21 protein-coding genes and 1 riboswitch are annotated in these 21,286 nt (G+C 45.0%); of the genes, 17 read left to right on the forward strand and 4 right to left on the reverse strand.

All coding sequences use genetic code 11. From position 1 onward, the window contains the following. Positions 1-241: 241 nt before the first annotated feature. On the reverse strand, positions 242-2,569 hold the full coding sequence (gene metE / locus LZG72_RS14575; RefSeq protein WP_233873549.1) for a 5-methyltetrahydropteroyltriglutamate--homocysteine S-methyltransferase: 2,328 nt from the start codon (positions 2,567-2,569) through the stop codon (positions 242-244). 32 nt (positions 2,570-2,601) lie between these two features. On the opposite strand from metE, the gene LZG72_RS29180 reads away from it, so the two are divergent. After that, complete coding sequence (locus LZG72_RS29180) at positions 2,602-2,727, forward strand: hypothetical protein (RefSeq protein WP_255701030.1); 126 nt, start codon at positions 2,602-2,604, stop codon at positions 2,725-2,727. Positions 2,728-2,760: 33 nt separating this feature from the next. After that, a riboswitch (cobalamin riboswitch) is annotated at positions 2,761-2,997 on the reverse strand. A 222-nt stretch (positions 2,998-3,219) separates the two neighbouring features. On the opposite strand, the gene LZG72_RS14580 is transcribed toward LZG72_RS29180, so the two are convergent. Further along, positions 3,220-3,960 (reverse strand): 6-phosphogluconolactonase, encoded by a 741-nt coding sequence (locus LZG72_RS14580; RefSeq protein WP_233873552.1) that lies wholly within the window; start codon positions 3,958-3,960, stop codon positions 3,220-3,222. A gap of 152 nt (positions 3,961-4,112) precedes the next feature. Between LZG72_RS14580 and fumC the strand changes: the two genes are divergently transcribed. The 12 genes from fumC (at position 4,113) to LZG72_RS14640 (ending at position 13,551) form a co-directional block, all read left to right on the forward strand. After that, complete coding sequence (fumC, locus tag LZG72_RS14585; RefSeq protein WP_233873555.1) at positions 4,113-5,513, forward strand: class II fumarate hydratase; 1,401 nt, start codon at positions 4,113-4,115, stop codon at positions 5,511-5,513. Between the two features lie 29 nt (positions 5,514-5,542). Continuing rightward, positions 5,543-6,040 (forward strand): hypothetical protein, encoded by a 498-nt coding sequence (locus LZG72_RS14590; protein WP_233873558.1) that lies wholly within the window; start codon positions 5,543-5,545, stop codon positions 6,038-6,040. Next, positions 6,037-6,978 (forward strand): D-2-hydroxyacid dehydrogenase, encoded by a 942-nt coding sequence (locus tag LZG72_RS14595; RefSeq protein WP_233873561.1) that lies wholly within the window; start codon positions 6,037-6,039, stop codon positions 6,976-6,978. The genes LZG72_RS14590 and LZG72_RS14595 overlap by 4 nt, the downstream gene beginning before the upstream one ends. Positions 6,979-6,980: 2 nt before the next feature. Then, positions 6,981-8,186 (forward strand): galactokinase, encoded by a 1,206-nt coding sequence (gene galK / locus LZG72_RS14600; protein ID WP_233873564.1) that lies wholly within the window; start codon positions 6,981-6,983, stop codon positions 8,184-8,186. A 37-nt stretch (positions 8,187-8,223) separates the two neighbouring features. Next, positions 8,224-9,366 carry an aldose epimerase family protein gene (locus LZG72_RS14605; protein ID WP_233873567.1) on the forward strand — a complete coding sequence of 381 codons (1,143 nt, stop codon included), beginning with the start codon at positions 8,224-8,226 and terminating at the stop codon, positions 9,364-9,366. Positions 9,367-9,514: 148 nt separating this feature from the next. Next, entirely contained in the window at positions 9,515-9,646 is a 132-nt protein-coding gene (locus LZG72_RS29465) for a DUF4160 domain-containing protein (protein WP_409017704.1), read from the forward strand. A gap of 137 nt (positions 9,647-9,783) precedes the next feature. Beyond that, on the forward strand, positions 9,784-10,041 hold the full coding sequence (locus LZG72_RS14615) for a DUF2442 domain-containing protein (protein ID WP_233873573.1): 258 nt from the start codon (positions 9,784-9,786) through the stop codon (positions 10,039-10,041). Between the two features lie 37 nt (positions 10,042-10,078). Beyond that, on the forward strand, positions 10,079-10,702 hold the full coding sequence (locus LZG72_RS14620) for a hypothetical protein (protein ID WP_233873576.1): 624 nt from the start codon (positions 10,079-10,081) through the stop codon (positions 10,700-10,702). 137 nt (positions 10,703-10,839) lie between these two features. Continuing rightward, a complete protein-coding gene (locus LZG72_RS14625) occupies positions 10,840-11,481 on the forward strand; it encodes a PspC domain-containing protein (protein ID WP_233873579.1) in 642 nt (213 codons plus the stop codon). A gap of 42 nt (positions 11,482-11,523) precedes the next feature. Then, positions 11,524-11,709 (forward strand): LiaI-LiaF-like domain-containing protein, encoded by a 186-nt coding sequence (locus tag LZG72_RS14630; protein WP_233873582.1) that lies wholly within the window; start codon positions 11,524-11,526, stop codon positions 11,707-11,709. A gap of 4 nt (positions 11,710-11,713) precedes the next feature. Further along, positions 11,714-12,754 (forward strand): LiaF transmembrane domain-containing protein, encoded by a 1,041-nt coding sequence (locus tag LZG72_RS14635; RefSeq protein ID WP_233873585.1) that lies wholly within the window; start codon positions 11,714-11,716, stop codon positions 12,752-12,754. A gap of 44 nt (positions 12,755-12,798) precedes the next feature. After that, positions 12,799-13,551 carry a M15 family metallopeptidase gene (locus LZG72_RS14640; RefSeq protein WP_233873587.1) on the forward strand — a complete coding sequence of 251 codons (753 nt, stop codon included), beginning with the start codon at positions 12,799-12,801 and terminating at the stop codon, positions 13,549-13,551. A 2-nt stretch (positions 13,552-13,553) separates the two neighbouring features. Here the strand turns inward: LZG72_RS14640 and LZG72_RS14645 are convergent, their stop codons facing one another. After that, positions 13,554-14,273 (reverse strand): head GIN domain-containing protein, encoded by a 720-nt coding sequence (locus LZG72_RS14645; protein WP_233873590.1) that lies wholly within the window; start codon positions 14,271-14,273, stop codon positions 13,554-13,556. A gap of 183 nt (positions 14,274-14,456) precedes the next feature. On the opposite strand from LZG72_RS14645, the gene LZG72_RS14650 reads away from it, so the two are divergent. The 3 genes from LZG72_RS14650 to LZG72_RS14660 are packed head-to-tail and all read left to right on the forward strand — an operon-like array spanning position 14,457 to position 17,858. Next, entirely contained in the window at positions 14,457-15,080 is a 624-nt protein-coding gene (locus LZG72_RS14650; RefSeq protein ID WP_233874035.1) for an RNA polymerase sigma-70 factor, read from the forward strand. Then, positions 15,077-16,087 (forward strand): FecR family protein, encoded by a 1,011-nt coding sequence (locus LZG72_RS14655; protein WP_233873593.1) that lies wholly within the window; start codon positions 15,077-15,079, stop codon positions 16,085-16,087. The genes LZG72_RS14650 and LZG72_RS14655 overlap by 4 nt, the downstream gene beginning before the upstream one ends. Next, a complete protein-coding gene (locus LZG72_RS14660) occupies positions 16,074-17,858 on the forward strand; it encodes an STN and carboxypeptidase regulatory-like domain-containing protein (protein ID WP_233873596.1) in 1,785 nt (594 codons plus the stop codon). Before LZG72_RS14655 ends, LZG72_RS14660 begins: the two co-directional genes overlap by 14 nt. Here LZG72_RS14660 and nadE read toward each other — a convergent pair. Next, positions 17,855-19,915, reverse strand: a complete 2,061-nt coding sequence (gene nadE / locus LZG72_RS14665) for an NAD(+) synthase (RefSeq protein WP_233873599.1) — start codon at positions 19,913-19,915, stop codon at positions 17,855-17,857. The genes LZG72_RS14660 and nadE overlap by 4 nt on opposite strands. Positions 19,916-20,048: 133 nt before the next feature. Between nadE and LZG72_RS14670 the strand changes: the two genes are divergently transcribed. Beyond that, entirely contained in the window at positions 20,049-21,284 is a 1,236-nt protein-coding gene (locus LZG72_RS14670; RefSeq protein WP_233873602.1) for an ABC transporter permease, read from the forward strand. Positions 21,285-21,286 lie beyond the last annotated feature (2 nt).

The raw sequence follows: 21,286 nt of genomic DNA on the forward strand, positions 1-21,286 counted from the left end.
ATTCTCTTGGTTTTGGTAATTGTATGGTCAGGGGTGGACATTTGTTGTCATTTGTTGTCACTTATTGTCGTGGGTTGTTTGGGGTAGTTCGATGTGGTTAATTAAATATTCTAAAAAAAAATGTTCTAAAACAGCCCAAAACAACTCCAAACCATTTTGATCGATTTCGAACAATCCTGAACAACAAATGACAATAAGTGACAACAAATGACCATCCCTGACCGTCCTGACAAATGCCAACCTACCCCTGGCTCACCGCCACAACTGATTCACGGAGCAAGTTAGCTGCTGAAATCATATTGCGCAAAGCGGCTTCGGTTTCTGGCCATTTTCGTGTTTTCAAGCCGCAGTCCGGGTTTACCCATAAGTTTCTGGCTGGGATCACTTTCAGTGCTTTTTCTAACAAAAACACCATTTCATCCACCGTCGGAACCCTCGGCGAGTGAATGTCATAAACACCAGGGCCAATCTCATTTGGATAATTAAAGTTGGCAAATGCATCCAGTAACTCCATTTGCGAACGCGAAGTCTCAATCGTAATCACATCGGCATCCATGGCCGCAATGGAATCGATAATATCATTAAACTCCGAATAACACATATGCGTGTGGATTTGCGTCTGATCAGCGACACCTGCGGCACTAAGCCTGAATGCATCCACAGCCCAGGTTAAATACGTTTTCCACGCATGTTTCCGCAACGGTAATCCTTCCCGAATGGCAGGTTCGTCAATTTGAATAACCTTGATACCGGCTTTTTCGAGGTCGACAACTTCATCACGGATCGCCAGGCCGATCTGGAATGCAGTATCCTTTCTCGGCTGATCGTCTCGCACAAATGACCATTGCAAAATCGTTACCGGGCCAGTCAGCATCCCTTTTACCAGTTTTTCAGAATTGGCTTGTGCAAAAGCAGACCATTTTACGGTCATCGCCTCGGGACGTTCTACATCTCCAAAAATGATCGGAGGTTTCACACAACGGCTGCCGTAACTTTGTACCCATCCATTTTGTGTAAAAACAAATCCGGACAAACTTTCGCCGAAGTACTCGACCATATCATTCCGTTCGAATTCCCCGTGAACCAGCACGTCGATGCCCAGATCTTCCTGCCATCTGAGAGACTTCACAATCTCTTCCCGGATCCGATCTTCATAATCGTCCTGGGTCAAAACGCCCTTTTTCAGGTTAGCTCTCAGTTGACGGACGTCATCGGTTTGCGGAAAAGAGCCGATTGTCGTGGACGGGAAAAGAGGCAATTTTAGTTTTTCAAGCTGAATAGCCTGACGCTCCGGAAAAGTGCTCAATCTCTCAAAATCACGATCTACAATCTCCTCTGCGCGTTTTTTAACATGTGGTTTATGGATTAATGAAGAATTGCGGCGGCTTTCAATGGCTGTCTGGTTTTCAACAAATGCATTTTCACTCTTCCAATCGGTTTTAGCGAGTGCAGTTATTTCCGAAACTTCATGCAGTTTTTGTTTTGCGAAAGCCATCCAGTTTTTTATTTCCAGGGTCAAAACCGTCACATTCGTTTCCAAATCCAGGTCGTGCGGACTGTGCAGCAAGGAAGATGAAGGTGCCACCATCACTCGATTTTCACCTAAAACTTCCACTGCCTTTGTAATGAAGTCCAGCGATTTTTGATAATCATTTTTCCAGATATTTCTGCCATCAACTACTCCTAACGAGAGCTTTTTAGTTGATGAAACAAAATCTTCATCATTCAGAATGGCTGGAAGCGTTTCCGCGCCCCTCGTCAGATCAATGTGCAGGGCATCAACCGACAATGCAGTTGCAGTCGACAAATTGTCTTCAAGTGCCCCGAAATACGTGGCTACCAGAATGCGCAACGTCGGTAATGCTTCCCGGAGCTGCGCATATGCGCTCTGAAATGCAAGCTTTTGCTTTTCTGTCAGATCCAGAACAAGGCCGGGCTCGTCCAGTTGTACCCATTCCGCTCCTCTCGACGACAGTTCTTTGAGAACCGATATATACACCGGCAAAAGGTTGTCTAGCAGATCTATTTTATCGAAACCAGCCTCCTTTTCCTTACCCAATAGCAGGTAAGTTACCGGACCAATCAAAACTGGCTTGGTAGTAATTCCTTTTTGCAATGCATCCTCAAATTCAAGCAGTACCTTGTCGGAATATGGCTTGAATTTCTGATTTGCAGTAAATTCCGGAACGAGGTAATGGTAATTTGTATCAAACCATTTTGTCATTTCCATGGCTTTCACATCTGTATTATCGCGCTGGAAACCCCGCGCCATCGCGAAATAAAGATCGAGCTCGTTGTTTGACTTTCCATCGATTAGCTGGTAATAACGTTCCGGGATAGCACCGACCATCATCGACGTATCCAGTACCTGATCGTACAAAGAAAAATCATTGGAGGGGATCAGGTCAATGCCTGCATTTTTCTGGATCTCCCAGTTCTGATGACGGATCTTCCGGGCGGTTTTTTGAAGTTCATCCCGGTTGATCTTTCCAGCCCAATACTGTTCACTGGCTTTTTTGAGTTCGCGTTGGCTACCGACGCGTGGGTAACCGAGGTTGTGTGACAACATAGCAATTGTGTTTAAGAGTTAATAAAAACCCTTTGAAAACACCCTCCCATCCTGATTTGACTTTGATAAAAAGATTGATCAGTACTGAATACAGTCATCCGGGCAGCCAGTTTGCGAACGATCGTGCATTGGCATATGGAAATATGTATTTTGAGTAAATCAATGCGTGACAATTCTCCTGACGTGAGAGAAAGGCCATTGAGAGTAGCGGCAAGTCTCCTGGCTTGCACCATTTTTACCGCCCTTCTCGATTTCTCCGGTTTGCTGCCTTTGATCTCAATGGGACGCGAGGGTAAAAATTGCCCTGAAATTTGCAGGGCCGGCACTTACAGTAGCACGACTGCCCGTGATTCGCACACGGTTCCTTTTTGTTTTGCTGACATTGGATGAGGGTTCCAAAAGCAAAAACCACTACCCCGATTGACGGGCGTTCCAAAGAACTCGACGAAGTTAGTAGAGAAAAAGAATCGATGCGGCTGGGTAGGCCGATTTAAGTGATTTGAATAAAAAATTCAGTTTTTGAAACGATAAAATATCTGATTTAGCCAAAAATAACGGCTTCAAAAGTGATTTTTCGAAGCCGTTATTTTAGGGAAAATAGCTGTATATCTCTTTCCTGTGAAGAATTCGGGTAAAGGCGAGAGTGTCATTTATCCGTTCCCGGCAACGCCGTCGGCCGCCTCTTCATCCAAAATAATCTCTGCATTCAAATGGTTTTGCAAAGCCGTAGCCGGGAAATCGGTAGTGACCGGAAAAGCCAGGGCGCGGCGCACTACTTCGGCTTTCGATTTGCCGGAAGCCAGTAAAATAGCCGTTTTTGCTTCTAAAATATTTCTTATTCCGATGGTAATGCCTTTTGTTAAAACCGTCGCTTTTTTAAAATATTTTTGCCCGACTTCCACCGTAACCGGATCGAGATCAGAGACATGTGCGTACAGATTCCAGGCCGTACCCGGCTCATTTAATGCAAGGTGACCGTTCATTCCCATACCGAGTACGATCAGGTCGAGACCTCCCAGACTGTCGAGAATTTTATTAACCCGGTCGCATTCAGCGGCTGGATCAATCGCTTTCCCGTCGAAATACACGATCTGATTTTCACGCATTCCGATTGGTTTCAGGAAGTCGCGATCTAACAAATTTCGGCAACTTCCATCATCATCTGCATTCAGTCCGATCCATTCATCCAAACCAATAAAAACGCATTTCGAGAAATCGGTCGTTCCTTTCTGATTTGCAGCAACCAAGGTCTGAAACATGCCCAGCGGCGTACTGCCGGAAGGTAAACAAATGACGGCATCCGGCTTTTTTGCTAAAAGCGCCATTACGCGATCCGCCGCCATCGAACTCATCGCATTGTAATCGGGGCAAATAGTGATTTTAGGAATCATTCTTTTAGTGATTTGAACCTGCGGTTTGAAATCTAAACATTCTTTTTATCCTGCTGAACATTTATCCCAAAAAATCAACAAAAACTGCAAACCCGACCCTAACTTTACCACCTCATCCACATTTACAATTTTTCATTCTCTTACTACATAAAATGGAATATCGCATAGAAAAAGATACAATGGGCGAAGTGCAGGTACCTGCTCATGTATATTGGGGCGCTCAAACGCAACGTTCAATCCAAAATTTCCCGATTGCACAGGATATCAATAGGATGCCCAAGGAAATCATCAAGGCATTTGCTTACTTGAAGAAAGCCGCGGCCATTACCAATTTCGAAGCGGGTATTTTGCCCAAAGAAAAAAGTGACCTGATCGGACAAGTTTGCGATGAAATCCTTACCGATCAACTTAGTGATCAGTTTCCGTTGGTCGTGTGGCAAACAGGCTCGGGAACCCAGTCTAATATGAACTGCAATGAAGTGATCGCCTACCGCGGACATGTGCTGCAAGGTGGCGAACTGGCCGACAAAACCAAATTCCTTCATCCAAATGACGATGTAAACAAGTCCCAGTCGTCCAATGACACCTACCCGACGGCAATGCACATTGCAGCCTACAAAATTTTGGTAGACGTAACAATTCCCGGCATTACCAAGCTGAGAGATACATTAAAAGCAAAGTCAGAAGCATTCAGAGATGTAGTGAAGATCGGCCGTACTCACTTTATGGATGCTACGCCACTTACACTTGGGCAGGAGTTTTCGGGATATGCTTCCCAGCTTGATCATGGTCTCCGCGCCATTTACAACACACTTGCCCACCTTTCGGAACTCGCATTGGGCGGAACAGCGGTTGGAACGGGTATTAATACGCCGGAAGGTTATTCTGAGAACGTAGCCAGACATATTGCTGCATTGACCGGACTTCCTTTCATTACTGCCGAAAACAAGTTCGAGGCATTGGCCGCACATGATGCCATTGTGGAAGCTCACGGCGCATTGAAAACAGTCGCAGTAAGTCTGATGAAAATCGGTAATGATATCCGGATGTTGTCTTCGGGCCCGAGATCGGGTATTGGCGAAATACATATTCCTGATAATGAGCCGGGTAGCTCCATTATGCCGGGAAAAGTGAATCCTACCCAATGCGAGGCGATGACAATGGTGGCAGCCCAGGTAATGGGTAACGATGTAGCAATCGGTATCGGCGGCTCAAATGGACATTTCGAGTTGAATGTATTTAAACCTTTAATGGCTTATAACTTCCTGCATTCGGCCCGTCTGATCGGCGATGTATGTGTTTCATTCAATGATAATTGTGCAGTGGGCATTGAGCCACTTCATGAGAATATCAAAAAACATGTGAACAACTCTCTGATGCTGGTTACTGCGCTGAATACCAAAATCGGATATTATAAGGCCGCGGAAATCGCGCAGACGGCTCATAAAAATGGATCGACATTGAAGGAAACGGCAGTGGCACTGGGATACCTTACGCCGGATGAGTTTGATGCATGGGTGAAACCGGAAGACATGGTCGGCGATAACAAATGATCATTCCGGAAGTTTTATTGGCGGATCAAATGCAATCCAAAAGCCTCGCCACACGCGTAGCCGAGTATGCTTGCTCATCTGAAAATGCCTTTAAAGAACTCATACATTGCTATCTGTCTGAAGATCACAAACTGGCCCAACGCGCCGCATACAGCCTTAGCATCGCTGCCAGAAAAAAAATTGATCTGATGCAGCCCTATGTGGGTATACTAGTCGACCAGTTGAAGAGAAACGATGTGCATGATGCAGTGATACGGAATAGTGCGAGAATCCTTGAAGAAATTGAGATACCGGAACAATTCCACGGAGAAGTAATGGATGCCTGTTTTGGATTTATTCAGAACAGGCAGACCGCCATTGCGATACGCGCATTTTCGCTCACGATACTTTACAGGCTTTCGCTGATTTATCCGGAAATAAAGAATGAGCTTTGTTATATAATAGTAGAAAATATAGACTATGAGACGGCTGCATTCAGGTCGAGGGGAACGAAAATTTTAGCTGCATTAAACAAAAAGACCAAATGATCATTTACTGTCATTCACTGCTGGACGAAACGCTGCAAAATAAGCTTAGCGAAGGATTATCAGCCTCGCATACCATTCATTTTAGAACGGAAAGCACGGACGAGCAAACGAATAAATCGTTCTTCCGGGATGCAAACTATATTTTGGGAAACCCGCCCGTGGAATGGTTTGAAAACCAACCTGCGGATCTCAACTTCTGGCAGCTGGATTCAGCCGGATTTGATCAGTTTTCTTCGGTATCACTTCCCGACGGTGCCAAAGTAGCCAACATGGGTGACTGGTTTGCGCGCCCCTGCGCCGAATCGATCGTTGGAGGTGTTCTGGCATTGTACAGAGGCCTGGATACGCTGACGTTGCTGAAACAGAAATCGGAATGGATCGGGTCGAAATTGCGGGCGGACCTCCGGATCATTTATAGACAAAATGTAATCGTACTCGGCGCAGGGACTATCGGCATGGCAGTACATTCCATTCTGAAAGGATTTGGCTGCACCATTCATCTCATGGCAAGAACTTCCCCGGATGCCGACCTGCACAGTCGTGAAGAGTTACTGCACGAACTACCTTCTGCTGATCTGATTATCAACACATTGCCTGGAACTGCCACGCATTTTGCCGATGCGGAGTTTTTCTCAAAAATGAAACCGGAAAGTGTTTACGCAAGTGTGGGACGAGGCAGTACTACGGATGAAAATGCATTGATCGAGGCATTAAATGCGAAAAAAATAGAAGGTGCCGTACTGGATGTGACCGAGGTGGAGCCACTGCCGGCAACCAGCCCACTCTGGAAAATGGACAATGTGATTTTAACACAACATACGGGCGGCGGACATCGGAATGAACATGTCGGTAAAGTCGATTTATTCCTGAATAATGTGTTTGCACTCGATAATGGGGGAAATATTGCAAATGAAGTGAACCTCCGTAAAGGATATTAATCATGACCAAATTGCAACAAGTGATCACGGAAACGGAATTGGCGGAAGCCGTAAAAGAAAAATATCTTTTAAAATTCGGCAGCGAAAATCCGGAAGAAATACGGGTTTTCAGGTCCCCGGGCCGCATTAACTTGATCGGCGAACATACGGATTACAATAATGGGTTTGTATTGCCAGCCAGTGTGGATAAAGCGGTCTATTTTGTAATCTCGCCGCGTGCAGACGATCGGGTTATATTATACGCATCTGATCTGGATGAAACGTACTCATTTTCACTCTCCGACCTGTCCAAACCAGAGCAATCCTGGCCGCATTACCAGATTGGTATCGTTGAACAAATTCATAAAAAGGGATTGAAAATAGGTGGTTTTCAGGCTGCTTTCGGGGGAAATGTGCCAGTTGGTGCCGGTTTGTCTTCCTCAGCGGCATTGGAATGCTGTTTACTTTTTGCGTTGAATGAGCTTTTCGAGTTGAAGCTGGATCGTCTGACCATTGTTAAGATGGCCCAAAAAGCGGAGAACGAATACGTAGGTGTTCAATGCGGCATTATGGACCAATTTGCATCTGCATTTGGCAAAAATGAATCGGTTATCCGTCTTGACTGCCGCTCATTGGAATACGAATATTTTCCGTTCCCGATGGATGATTATTTGATCGTTTTGTGTGACACGATGGTGAAACATTCCCTCGCCAGTTCGGAGTACAACACGCGTCGGCTGGAATGCGAAAAAGGAACCCAGATTTTACAGAAATACGATTCTTCTATTCTCAGCCTCCGCGACACTAATCCCGAATTTGTGGAATTGCATCGGGAAGAACTTGGGGATGTGGTATATCGCCGCTGCAAATTCATTACCGAAGAAATTCGTCGCGTTCAGGATGCCTGTAATTTGCTCATCGATGGTGATTTACCTGCGTTTGGTAACAAAATGTATGAAACGCACCAGGGTTTGCAGCATGAATATGAAGTAAGCTGCCCCGAACTGGACTTTCTCGTGCAACAAACCATTCGCAATGAAGCCGTTTTAGGGTCAAGAATGATGGGTGGTGGATTTGGTGGCTGCACAATTAATCTGGTTAAAAAAGAAGCCGTTCCCTCGTTTGAAATCGAAATGAAAAAGGCGTATCTCGACCAATATCAGATCGATCTACCCTGCTATAAAGTGAAAATAACCGACGGAACTGAGGAAATCCGGATTGTTGGATGACTTTTAGTAATGCAGCTGCAAACTTTAAACTTTCATTATGAAAAAACTTCCTTTTTTACTCACTGCGCTGATCGGTTTCGGCCTTTTTGGATGCTCTCAAAAATCGAATGACGAAAAAATGACAAGTACCATTTCAAAAGAATCCTTCGGAGAACTTCCCGACGGACAGAAAGCAGACCTTTATACATTGACCAATGGGAATGGTATGACGGTAAATATCACCAACTACGGTGGAATTATTACCAAGTTGACCGCTCCCGATAAAAACGGTGAGTTTGCCGATGTAGTATTAGGTTTTGATTCGCTTCCCCCCTACCTCGGCGGCCATCCGTTTTTCGGAGCTTTAGTGGGAAGGTATGGTAACCGGATTGCAAAAGGGAAATTTACGCTGGAAGGTAAAGACTATACATTGGCGATAAATAACGGCCCAAATGCATTGCACGGGGGTAAAAAAGGCTTCGATAAGGTGATCTGGAAAGCTACTGAGATCAATAAGGATTCGGTAGTGGGCCTGGAACTGGAATATACCAGCAAAGACATGGAAGAAGGCTATCCGGGAAACCTGAGTGTGAAAATTACTTACACGCTGGATAATGATAACGCATTGACAATCAACTATACGGCTTCAACTGATAAAACCACAGTAATTAACCTGACCAACCATTCTTATTTCAATCTGACCGGTCTGAAAAGAGACATTCTGGATCATGAAGTTTCGATTGTTTCAGATAGTATAGTGCCTGTTGATACCACCTTGATCCCGACCGGGAAATTGCGTGCCGTCGAAGGAACGCCATTTGATTTCAGAAAACCGACAAAAGTGTCGGCGGGTATCAACAAAACGGAAGATGAGCAGATTAAAAACGGCGGTGGCTACGACCATTGCTGGGTCATTAAAAGAACAGAACCGGGATTAATGTTATTCGCGACAGTTAAAGATCCTGAAAGCGGGCGGTTTATGGAAGTATTTACGACTGAGCCAGCCGTTCAGTTTTACACGGGTAACTTTCTCGACGGAAGTTTGAAAGGCAAAGGAGCTACATTTTCAAAACGCTTCGGTTTGTGCATGGAAACGGAACACTACCCCGATTCACCCAACCAGCCGCAGTTCCCCACTACGCAACTAAAACCCGGAGAAACGTATTCGACAACCACGAAATATCGGTTTTCGGCGAAGTAAAAGCTAATAAAGACAGTTATTGAATTGGGACAAGATAATCAGAGCTTCTGATAGCACTGGTTATCTTGTCCCTTTTATATTTCTTTTTGTTAGTTTTGGCAAATCACACTGTATTACCTGGATGCTAAAAATTCCCGAATATTTTGGAATGATATTTTATTTTTATTCCAATGAACATTTGCCGATTCACATACATGTTTCATACGCGGAATGCGAAAGTGTATTTGAAATTTGTTTCGAGAACGGAGAATTGCAGAGATCCGGATCCGGAAGTAGCTGAAAGAGAACCACTTGCAAGCCAGCAGTTAAAAGAAGCTGATAAAGTCATTTCACATTTTGCATAAGATATTGTGAATCGCTGGACAGATTTCTTTGTTCTCAAGAAGAAAGTGAAAGTGTTAAAATTACAAAACGACTATGAATCTGGTCATTAGCGTAATGGACGCGATATATTTATCGGATTACAAGGTGATGGTGCGTTTCTCGGATAACTCGCAGCAGACTATCGATTTCAAGGATTTTTTAGAAGGAAATCCTCATCCGCAGTATAATAAGTATCGCAACCTCGATCATTTTCAAAAATTCAAGATAGAGAACGGCAATCTTGTTTGGGGACAGAACTGGGACCTTATTTTTCCGATAGAACAATTGCACGCCGGGAAAATTGCTTTTTGAATTTCGGCATCCCACTCTTAAATCATAAACTCCCAAAATGCTTACTAAAACAGTTAAAATCAGCAATGTTACCAATCTGTCAGATGCGCGCTATTGTGCTGGCATGGGTGTAGAAATGCTTGGTTTTTCCATTGACGAAGATTCACCGAATTACATTTCTCCCAAGAAATTCGAAGATATATGCTCCTGGCTTGCCGGTGTGACTCTTGTGGCCGAAACGAACCAGACAAATCCTGAGACCATTTTAGAAACGTTGACCAACTATCCGGTCCATGCGATACAGGTGGAGCAACCCGGGCTCCTGAATTATCTCCGCAGCGAACTCAACCTTCCATTAATTCTTAGAATAAGTGTCGATTTGTACGAGGCTGAAGAATTAAGCTCGATCCTGAGCAGGTACGAATCCGATGTTACGTACTTTTTGCTGGAAAGCGACTCAAATGCAGATTTGTCCGAATCCTGGATACGTGTGCTCGGCAATCTCGTGGCCGAATATCCGGTACTGATCGGATTTGGGCTTGACAATGAGTTCACAGTAAGTGCATTAACCGAACTCCTGCCAAATGTCGGCATCGCATTGCGGGGCAGCGAAGAAATCCGCCCCGGATACAAGGATTTTGGCAGTATGATGGACATTCTGGAAGCATTAGAAGAGCAATAATCCCCGATTCTGATCCCGATTTTCCACTTTCCTTAAAAATATCCGCTTAACACGTCGTTTTACCGATAGTAATTTTCCGGTTTTCAGTATCTTGCATTACCTACTACCTTTGATTACAAATAAACGTTAAACGAATCATGGAAAAGAAATTGCACCGCATACCCGACCAGGCAGTTTTTGGAGGAGTGGCTTCCGGAATAGCTCAATATCTGCAAATAGACGTCGTGATTGTGCGCGTCCTGTTTGTCGTGATGTTGTTTCTCCCAATCCCCCCAAGCTTCGGATGGACAGGAATTTTATACATTATCCTATGGGCAGTGTTGCCTACCGGACCTGCCGGTGATATCTACACAACCCCCACCGATCCGCTCGCAAAACCAACCGGGCCATTTTCGGGGGAGCCTTTCTTTGATAAAAAACGCTCAGATCAAACCGTGATGATACTCGGGGGAGTATTAGTCGTTTTTGGCGCCATTATGCTGCTCGACGATCTTCCGATCTGGTATGAGTTTAAAAAATATTTCTGGCCCATCGTTTTCATCGCTATCGGAGCGTTTCTGATTCTCAGACAAAGAGATAAGGATCACGAAAGCAATACTACCGTGTACCCTACAACACCTCCGCCGCCAGTCGATCCGGTGACACCGCCACAGCCGGAACCAGACCCACAGCCTTACACACCTTTTTCATCGCAACCAACCACTGCCACGCATTTCCCTGAAGATCCTGAAAACCGGAAACCGGATGAAGACGATGATCAGATCATTAAAGTAAACTAGTGCGGTATTCCTTTTCAGAACTCACTTAAAATAAAAATAGCCATGAACTTCAAAAACATTTTCTGGGGAGTAATCCTCATTATCATCGGATCCCTTTTTCTGATAGAAGAACTGACAGCATTCGATTTTGGCCGTTTCTTCTGGCCCATTATCCTCATTACCACGGGCGGTTTGTTGCTGCTTCGCAATTTCCTGAATACTGATACTTCCAACAGATCTAACATTTAACACAATGAAAAATTCACGCGGTATTGTCTGGGGCGGGTTGCTGATCATTTTCGGTGTCATCTGGCTTCTTCGCAGTCTGGGTCTGGTGTTTGTGCAGTGGGATGAAGTTCTTCCCTACTGGCCGGTACTGTTGATCCTCGCAGGTGTTCTTTTGCTCGCTGGCGCCACAACTCGCGTAGCCTCCGGAGGCGTCGTTGCGCTACTGATCACACTTGCTGTTTTTGGCGGCATTGTAAACCGCACGAACCGCGCCTTCGACAACAGAATGGGCGACTGGAACTTCGACTGGGATGATGACGACGATCACAATTTTGGCTTCCACAATTACCATAATGAAGACAATGGCGGTGATCATGATGAGAATAAGGACGAAGATTATGAAAAACAGCATTGGAGAAGGAATGATGGAAAGGCAATAAATGGCTCCTACAAGTATGATATGGAGGATTTTATACAAAAAGCCAATTTTCATCTGGAAGGCGGAGCAGGTTCCTTTACCTTAAATGGAAATACTCAAAAGCTCTTCGAAGCAAGTACCAAAAGCAACATCGTCGGATTTTTGTCAAACACATCCATCAACAAGCTGGATAATTCGGCTACGGTAAACCTGAAAATGGAAGAAGGGAACGTGAAAATCAAAAAAGGGGAGATTTCCAATCAGGCGAAAATTCAGTTAAATGAAAAACCGGTATGGAACATCGACCTGGGAATCGGTGCTGGAAAAGGTGATTTCGATTTCAGCAATTACAAAGTTGAAAAGCTGAAAGTAAGTACCGGAGTCGCCGATATGGATATTAAAATGGGCGACAAAATGGTTCTTTCCAATGTAGATATCGAAGCCGGAGTTGCTTCTGTCACTCTCGAAATTCCTAAATCTGTCGGTTGTGAAATGCATGTGGACGGCGCATTGAATGCGAAAAATTTCGATGACCTCGACAAAGTGAGTAACGGTGTGTATCACTCGCCAGGCTTTGACAGTGCCTCGAAAAAAATCATCATTCACTTCGAAGGCGGCCTGACCAGCATCAACATCAAACGGTACTAATTACCAAATTCAGCAAAGTGGGTTTTATCCCAAAACATAATCAAATGAATATCTTTGCAGCCTGCATCGATATTCATTTTTTTATGTTCAAAAAGTTCTTGACACTTCCTATTGCCGCATTGTTATTCCATTTTCAACTCATTGCACAAACTAAAAAAGGCATAGACGCCAGGAATCTTCCCGAGATTGAGACTAGGATGATCAAACAGGGATTGGTGAATGTTCAGGAAACAGATCCTGACATTCTGGTTGAATTAAAATATTCGACAACCGATAATTTCATCGGCAAAGACGTATACGGTGAACTCAACCGCGCCTATCTGCAACCCGAAATGGCGAAAAGATTGTCGAAAGCCAGTGAATACTTAAAAAAGCTGAAACCGGAATTCAAGTTGCTCGTTTATGACGCAGCAAGGCCCAATTCCGCACAATATGCATTGTGGGATGCATTGGACAACCTGAAAATTCCGGCTAAAAATAAAACCATGTACGTAGCCGATCCGAAAATCGGCTCCAACCACAACTTCGGTTGCGCGATCGATCTGACGATTGCTGATGGTAATGGAAAACCATTGGATATGGGTACAAAATTCGACTTTTTTGGCCCGCTTGCCTATCCGAGGTCCGAGCAGGAAATGCTAAAAAAAGGCAAGCTGACAATCCTACAAATCGAGAACCGTCAGTTGCTGAGAAAAGTAATGGTTCAGGCAGGATTTCGTGCGAATACGACCGAGTGGTGGCATTTCGACGGTATGTCTAAAAGTCAGGCGAAAGCCAGGTATGGTATGATCCGGTAACTTTACTCCTGTCTGACGGTACTTCCCCCGGATACTTTTTTATCTACCGCTGGTGCTCCCAGATAACGCACTTCACTGGCTCCATTCGCATCTACTACCAGCAATCGCGAGACTGAAACCCGGGCTTTACTCGCACCGGAAACATCCAGATCCGATTCTTCAACCGGCATATCAAATGCATGAAGCTGCGACGCGCCTGACACCTCACCATCCAGATACTTTCCGGAACCAAACAGATTCAGACGTGACGCTCCCGACAAATCGAACTTTAATTCCTGGGCAGATCCATTAAAATCACATTTCGACGCGCCGGATAACTCAAATTCCACTTCCGGCAAATTTTCGAAACCTTCGATTTTGGACATTACCGCACCGGAAAAATCGACCGATTCCAGATCGGGCATGGTGATGTCAATCTGCATGGTGCGCCGGTTTTTCCAGGAGTTTTCATAACGGACAACCAACTTGCGGTCCTGGACGAACACATTTAGATCATCCAGGTCATTCAGTTCACCGGTAGCCGAAACACCGAAAGCAGGCCCCGCTTTTACATTGACCCGATAGGCGCTACCCATCACCAGCTTGTCAAAGTTTTTTAAATCAAAGGTCCGCGTACTTTCACCGCGCGGTGGAATGTTATCTTCTGACTCAACATAAACACAAGCTTGTAACCCTGCAAAAATGACCAAAACGGTCAGAACTGAAAATAAGAATTGTTTCATGGCTAATAAATGATTTTGTTACTTTCTCCCATGACAACCGCCCTTAGATTTCCCCCTATCTAAAAAAATATTTTTCCTGCGTGGGGGTTAAGGTGCACCGGATTGTCCTATTCAAAATTAACATCCGTGTCAGCACCCGCACTTCTTTACCGGCAACCACTAATCAACGGAGATTTTCTATTTTTGACCAAAAATCAAAAAGAGAGATTGGTACCTTCGGATCCGGATATTGTTCACGCAATCAGGAGAGGCGATGAAAAAGCCTTCGAGCAAACTTTCCGTTTGTATTATCCGCGCTTGTGCAACTATGCATGTTCGCTATTAAAAGATGAAGAAGAATCCGAAGAAGTCGTTCAAACTGTTTTTTTGACGATCTGGGAAAAACGGGCGGATCTTGAAATTACCTTATCCCTCAAATCGTATCTCTACCGGGCAGTTCACAATCATTGTCTGAACCGTTTCAAGCACGCATCTGTGCGCGAAGTTCACCGTGAACATACCCTCCACTTTACCTCTGAATCTTACGAATCGGTTACCGAAACCATTCATGCAAATGAATTGGAAGAACGCATTGAAAAAGCTGTCAGATCATTGCCGGAACAATGTCAGAAAGCATTCAGATTGAGCCGGTTTGAAGAATTAAAGTACCAGGAAATTGCCGATCAGCTTGGAATTTCAATCAAAACCGTTGAGAATCAGATAGGTAAAGCATTAAAACTTTTACGCATTGAACTCGCCGATTACCTTCCCGGCATGATCTGGCCCATTTACTTTTTTGTTGAACGGCTAATCGGATCGTTACCATGAACACTCATGACAACATATCGGAGGAGCTGCTAGCCCGTTACCTGGCCGATAATGCCTCAGAAAAAGAGATTGCTACCGTGCTGTCATGGCTCGCCGAATCACCTTTGCATGAAAAGGAATTTGCTGCCTATAAATTGATTTGGGAACATTCGGGTGCGATCGGCAAAAGCTTTCGCGTGGATACAGATATGGCCTGGGGTAAGATGAAATCGAAAATGGACAAGAGTTCAGCGAAAATTTCATTGCCTGGGCCAGAGGTGAAACAGATTCCTTTTGGCAAAAAAGCGTGGCCGGTACCAATGTGGGCTGCCGCTGCGGTGACGTTACTGCTCGTCGCATTTAGCTGGTATTTCCTCAATTCAGGCCGTTTTCCAGAGCCTTTGCTGGTTGCCACTTCAAACAATACCGTTGAAAAAATTCTTCCCGACGGCACGAAGGTATTTTTAAACTATAACTCGTCCATTTCCTATCCCGAAGAGTTTAATGGCGATTTGAGGACTGTTTCTTTAAAAGGAGAAGCATTTTTCGATGTAAAACCCGATGCAGAACACCCGTTTATAATCGATGCAGATGGAACTGAAATCAAGGTTTTGGGAACGTCATTTAATGTAAAAGCCTACAAAGAAAGTCCCGTGCGGGTGGATGTGTCGACAGGAAAAGTGCAGGTAAGCAAAGCCAGTCACAAAGTTCAGCTCACCAAAGGCGAAGGCGCCGAAGTTCTGGCGGACTCGATCCGAAGCCTCAAAGCTGATGTCAATATTATGGGATACCGCACTCAGATATATGACTTCAATGCAGCTAATTTAACAGAGGTAATTAACTCAATCCGTGACGGTTATCATGTGGATGTACGATTGTCCAATGAGCAGATCGCACAATGCAGACTGACCATCCGGTTTGAAAAAGAACCACTGGATGCGACACTTTCGGTCATTGCCGAAACGCTGAACCTGGATTTAAAAAAGGAAGGAAAAGTATATTGGCTCGACGGAAATGGCTGTCAATAAATATCTGCTTCTCGCACTCTTCTTCGCTATTTCAATCGGTTTTGTGAAATCACAGGATCTTTTGGAAAAACGGATTTCCATTAAAATTTCCAGTCAACCGCTCGATGAAACTTTGAAAAAGCTCGGAGATGCCGGGAATTTCAGTTTTTCATACAGTCCGGATATTATTGATATTAAATCCAAAGTTTCCATTCAGGCTGACAATCAAAGCATTCGCGAAATACTGACTGAACTTTTTAAAGGCAAAGTTACCTTCCGGGCGAAGCGAAAATACATTATCCTCCAAAAGGCAGACATCCCGGAGCCGGATGAAAATTTTGATCTGAATGGCTACATTATCGACAACAAAACCGGCCGAAAGCTCGCAAATGCAAGTATTTACGAAACTGCTACCCTGGCATCCACCGTCAGCAACCAGTTTGGCTATTACAAAATACGTTTGCCGGTCGTCCCGGGAGCGTTGCGGCTGGAAGTTCGTAAAGAGGATTACATCGGAAAAAGCATTTCCGTCTCAAATCGTAAGGATACTTTCCTGCACATTAGACTGAATCCAGACACGTTGCAGCTTCTTTCCAACAAACTAACCCCGAGAGAACAAAGTATAACCGATTCACTGCACCGGAAAGTGGTCGTGCCGAAAATCCAGCTGGTTTCACATGTTGAAATGCCTGAGGAGACTTTGCCGGATACACAGCCAGCGGCGCGGGATTATGCGCGTTTAAAACAAACCTATCAGAAAGTACAAAATAATCTGATCAGCGCATTTGCCAGCGCCAAACAAGCCATCCACACCCGGAATATTTCAGATACATTACATCGTCACTACCAGGCGTCTATCCTTCCTTTTTTCGGGACCAATCACGAGTTGAGCGGAAACGTGATCAATACGTACTCACTTAACCTGATTGCCGGATATTCACTGGGAGTCAGCACATTGGAAGTTGGCGGGATACTGAATGTCGTTCGCGGGAACGTCAATGGTTTTCAGCTGGCGGGCGTAAGTAATATTGTTGGAAACAACGTCACCGGATTTCAGTACGCGAATGTCCTCAACATCACATTAGGTAATTTTCAGGGATTCCAGGGGAGTAACCTGATCAACTATACCGGCCGGAATTTCTCTGGTTTTCAGGTTGCGGGAGTGGGTAATGTGGTTGTTGGTAATTTGGATGGCTACCAGCTTTCGGCGGGATATAACTATGCAAATACGGTTCGCAGCGGCCATCAGATCGGGTTTATCAATTACGCCGATTCTTCCGCAACGGTGCCATTTGGGCTTTTCAGTTATGTATACCAAAATGGTTATCGCCGCTTCGAATTTTCCACCGACGAGTTCAATTATTTCAATACCGCATTCAAAACGGGAGTGAGCCGGTTTTACAATATATTTTCATTGGGCTTTAATGGAATGTCCGCAGAAAAGCCGCTTGGGACAATAGGTTATGGCTTTGGTACAGCCCAAAATCTGGGAAAAGGGTGGATGGTTAATGCAGATCTGACTGGAAATGTGGTTCTTTTTAAAGATCAGGAAATCGACGAGATTAATGCAGGTCTATTCAAATTTTCAGCGAGTATTGAAAAGAAATTAGGCCGAAAACTTGCTCTTTTCGCCGGACCATCCATTAACCTTCTCACTGGAAATGAATCAGGTCGCATTCGGAATGGCGAAACCAATGGCATTAAACCTTTCTGGCTCGGTCGCAAACGTGATCAGTCAAAAACAGGATACAGCTGGGTCGGCTTTCAGGCCGGGATACGTTTTTGTAATTAAAACCCGATCCTTTTACTATTATTCCTCGTGTTCCCGCTATTCACAAAATCCGCCAGTTCTTTCAATTCTTTCTCAAATCCACCCGAAAGTATTGGAAAACGGCACCACGATCTCGGATCAAGATTATGATCATCCAAATGGAAAGATGGTGCATAACGCTCCCTTTTCCATTGATTCCGGCTCCACAGTTTAAAAAACCGCTCAGTCCAGCCTAATATTTGTTCCGGCGCATAAATTGCTTTGTAACGGACATGTAAATTCCTGTAAGATTCCAGCGGCGACTTTTTATCCCGGATCGCCAGATTTTCAAGGTCATTTAAAAATTCATAAGGCATTAAATCGGCTTCATCAGTCTGAGTTTGTGCCAGCGGCCGCAGCTCGGCAGTAGGCTGTAAACTGTTCACTTTTTTCAACCCTTCGATCCTGATATGTTTGCCTTTCACCTCGCAACCGGCCGTTTCCAGCCAGCGAAGCCACTGACGCAGATAATGCTTATCGATGCCAGCGAGCGGGCTGATGCTCCCAGCGGTATCGCCATCCATCGTTGCATAGCCTACCGCAGCTTCCGAGCGATTGGAAGTTGCAAGCAGCAAATGATTTGAAATATTAGTCAGTAACCAAACCCCCGGGGCACGTACTCTCGCCTGGATATTCTGTAAAGCTATATCATCCGTTTCCCAGCTCAATTTCCGACCTATCTGCTCTTCAATCAGCCCTTTATACGTTTCAACCAACCCATTGATATTCACATTATAAAACGTAGATCCAATCGATTCCGCCAGCGACTGGGCCGATTCCAATGTATCGGACGAGCTATTTTCGGTGCCCTGATAAATGTTGTGGATCAATGCTTTTGCGAGATCTTCTTCCGTCTCCGCAGACTGGATTTCCTTGATATACGAAAGCTTTTCTTTCAAACGCGCCATTCCAATGCTTTCGTCAGCCAGGCGGATCATCAGCCCGCATAATGCAGTACAAGCACAGGAATCCGCCCCTCCGGAAAGCGAAATGGTAAATCCATTAGACCGGCTTTTTCTCAAATAATCAAACAAAGCCAGACATACCGCCCGCGCAAATTCTTCCTCTTTTAATGCACCCCCCTTTTCAAAAGGTTCGATATCAGGAACCTGCGGAAACACTGGCTCCACTTCCGGGAAATCAAAACGTGCCGGGATCCGCCATGTCCGTTCTTTCGGAGGCACAGCAATTTTGCTTTGAACCTGACTCAAACGGGTTGTTTCCGTATCAATAACCGCCGTCGTGATCAGGTAATCTTCATAACTGAACCGATCACTCGACGCAAGCAGCTCCCCGTTGGAAGCGATCATGGCGTCACCGTCATAAACCGCCCGCCCGGCTTCATTGCCCAATAAATTGGTATAGATGTAACTGCACGAAAATGCCCTGGAAGCATCTACAACCAGCTTTTCACGTGTCATGAACTTGTTAAATGCAAAATGGCTGGCGCTGGGATTCAAAATAATGTCAACCCCGCGGTCGTAGTGACGACGCGCCGGCCGGTTGGAAACCCAGCCATCCTCACAAATCTCGAATCCGATTTTAACCCCATGAGAGCCACCGAGTATCGGGCCGCTCGCAATATCGAAAATGATGTCCCCGATCGGATAAAACATTTGGTTCACCTCAATACTTTCCACCACGCCCGGCTGCCAGGGACGAAACCAGCGGGCTTCGTAATGAATGCCATTATTGGCGAGATTTTGTTTACAGAAAAAACCGACAATCTGCTTATTCGAAATCAGGCAGGCCGCATTATACAAGCTGGCATTATGCCGTACCGGAAGCCCCACCGCCACGATGATGCCATCGGTTTCGCGCACAATTTCGAGCAGGCATTTTTGTGCTTGCTCCACCATATCCGGGGCGAAAAAATAGTCTTCGCATCCGTAGCCGGAAATACACAATTCGGGCAGACATAGCAAACTTACCTGCTGCTTTTTCGCCTCTTCAATGGCTTGAATAATGTTTCTGGTATTAGCCTCCCACGCCATCGGCGTCTGATTTACTACTCCGGAAGCTACTTTGATTAAAGGCATGAAAATGGCTTGTTAATGAATATATCGGCCTTCCTTAAAATGATGTGCCGGCAACTTAATAAAAATTTGCCTTTTCAAACAGGCAAAGTTTTTCCCTATTTTTGCTAACATAAAAATAACCAACCGATTCCTTTTGCAGTTCCCCTCTTTTATCGCCCGACGCATCCGTCACAATGAGGCAGGTTCCTTTTCCGCTACCGTGTCGAGAATAGGCATCGCGAGTATCGCCATCGGTATTGCGGTGGGGATTATTTCGTTTGCGGTACTGCTCGGGTTTAAGCAGACGATCCAGCAAAAAATCTTTTTGTTTGGGGCACATATCAATGTTGCGGCCTTTTCTCAGGGAAATACCTACGAAGAAGGTGCATTACCCCTCAAAAATCCGGTTTCGGATATCTTACCCGCCATTCCGGAAATAAAGCGCTGGCAAACAGTCGCACACAAATCCGGCATTTTGAAAACACCGGACGAGATCAAAGGTGTTGTTTTAAAAGGTGTAGGCAAAGATTACGACTGGGATACGTTCAAAAAAAGCCTCGTCGCTGGCAGGCTTATCGGCCACACAGACTCCACTTCTATCAAATACGGATATTCTTCTGAGGTTTTAATCAGCCAGAAAATTGCCTCGCTACTCCGTCTAAAAATTGGGGAAGATGTGATTATGTATTCCCTGCAAAATCCGCCCAGGCCACGAAAACTGACGATAATGGGGATCTACGATACGCAAATGGAGGAATTCGATAACAACCTGATTATCGGAGATTTGGCATTGATTCAGCGTTTAAATGGCTGGGGGCCCGATTCGGTAGGTACGTACGAAATTTATCTGAACGATTTCACAAAACTGGACGATGTTGCCAATCACTTGCGCCGAACCCTTCCTCCGGGCATTTACCTGCAAAAAGTAACGAGCGTCTTCCCCCAGATTTTCGACTGGCTCATTTTGTTAGACCGTAATACCGCTGTTTTTCTTACCCTCATACTCTTTGTTGCCTGCTTTAATATGATCTCCATATTGCTGGTCATGATCATGGAAAGAACACCGCTGATCGGGCTTTTAAAGACATTAGGAAGTCCGAACAGACAAATCCGGATGGTTTTTTTCAGAGTCGGGCTGCATATGGTACGCCAGGGACTTGTGATTGGAAATGTCTCGGGATTATTGCTTTGCTGGCTGCAATACAAGTTCAAACTCATTGAACTCAACCCGGTCAATTATTACATGGACACCGTGCCCATTGTTTTCGACTGGCCGATTTTCGTCATGGTAAACATCGTGACCGTGCTCATTTCGGGATTAATCTTGTTGATTCCCACACTCATTATCACCAAAATACAGCCGATAAAAGCATTGCTTTTCAAAAAGTAATG

It is taken from the genome of Dyadobacter sp. CY323 (genome assembly GCF_021390245.1).
Lineage (GTDB): Bacteria > Bacteroidota > Bacteroidia > Cytophagales > Spirosomataceae > Dyadobacter.

Coding starts and splice junctions, on each gene's coding strand:
- metE (WP_233873549.1), bottom strand. CDS start 2,569: ATGTTGTCACACAACCTCGGTTACCCACGCGTCGGTAGCCAACGCGAA.
- LZG72_RS14580 (WP_233873552.1), bottom strand. CDS start 3,960: ATGATTCCTAAAATCACTATTTGCCCCGATTACAATGCGATGAGTTCG.
- fumC (WP_233873555.1), top strand. CDS start 4,113: ATGGAATATCGCATAGAAAAAGATACAATGGGCGAAGTGCAGGTACCT.
- LZG72_RS14590 (WP_233873558.1), top strand. CDS start 5,543: ATGCAATCCAAAAGCCTCGCCACACGCGTAGCCGAGTATGCTTGCTCA.
- LZG72_RS14595 (WP_233873561.1), top strand. CDS start 6,037: ATGATCATTTACTGTCATTCACTGCTGGACGAAACGCTGCAAAATAAG.
- galK (WP_233873564.1), top strand. CDS start 6,981: ATGACCAAATTGCAACAAGTGATCACGGAAACGGAATTGGCGGAAGCC.
- LZG72_RS14605 (WP_233873567.1), top strand. CDS start 8,224: ATGAAAAAACTTCCTTTTTTACTCACTGCGCTGATCGGTTTCGGCCTT.
- LZG72_RS29465 (WP_409017704.1), top strand. CDS start 9,515: ATGATATTTTATTTTTATTCCAATGAACATTTGCCGATTCACATACAT.
- LZG72_RS14615 (WP_233873573.1), top strand. CDS start 9,784: ATGAATCTGGTCATTAGCGTAATGGACGCGATATATTTATCGGATTAC.
- LZG72_RS14620 (WP_233873576.1), top strand. CDS start 10,079: ATGCTTACTAAAACAGTTAAAATCAGCAATGTTACCAATCTGTCAGAT.
- LZG72_RS14625 (WP_233873579.1), top strand. CDS start 10,840: ATGGAAAAGAAATTGCACCGCATACCCGACCAGGCAGTTTTTGGAGGA.
- LZG72_RS14630 (WP_233873582.1), top strand. CDS start 11,524: ATGAACTTCAAAAACATTTTCTGGGGAGTAATCCTCATTATCATCGGA.
- LZG72_RS14635 (WP_233873585.1), top strand. CDS start 11,714: ATGAAAAATTCACGCGGTATTGTCTGGGGCGGGTTGCTGATCATTTTC.
- LZG72_RS14640 (WP_233873587.1), top strand. CDS start 12,799: ATGAATATCTTTGCAGCCTGCATCGATATTCATTTTTTTATGTTCAAA.
- LZG72_RS14645 (WP_233873590.1), bottom strand. CDS start 14,273: ATGAAACAATTCTTATTTTCAGTTCTGACCGTTTTGGTCATTTTTGCA.
- LZG72_RS14655 (WP_233873593.1), top strand. CDS start 15,077: ATGAACACTCATGACAACATATCGGAGGAGCTGCTAGCCCGTTACCTG.
- LZG72_RS14660 (WP_233873596.1), top strand. CDS start 16,074: ATGGCTGTCAATAAATATCTGCTTCTCGCACTCTTCTTCGCTATTTCA.
- nadE (WP_233873599.1), bottom strand. CDS start 19,915: ATGCCTTTAATCAAAGTAGCTTCCGGAGTAGTAAATCAGACGCCGATG.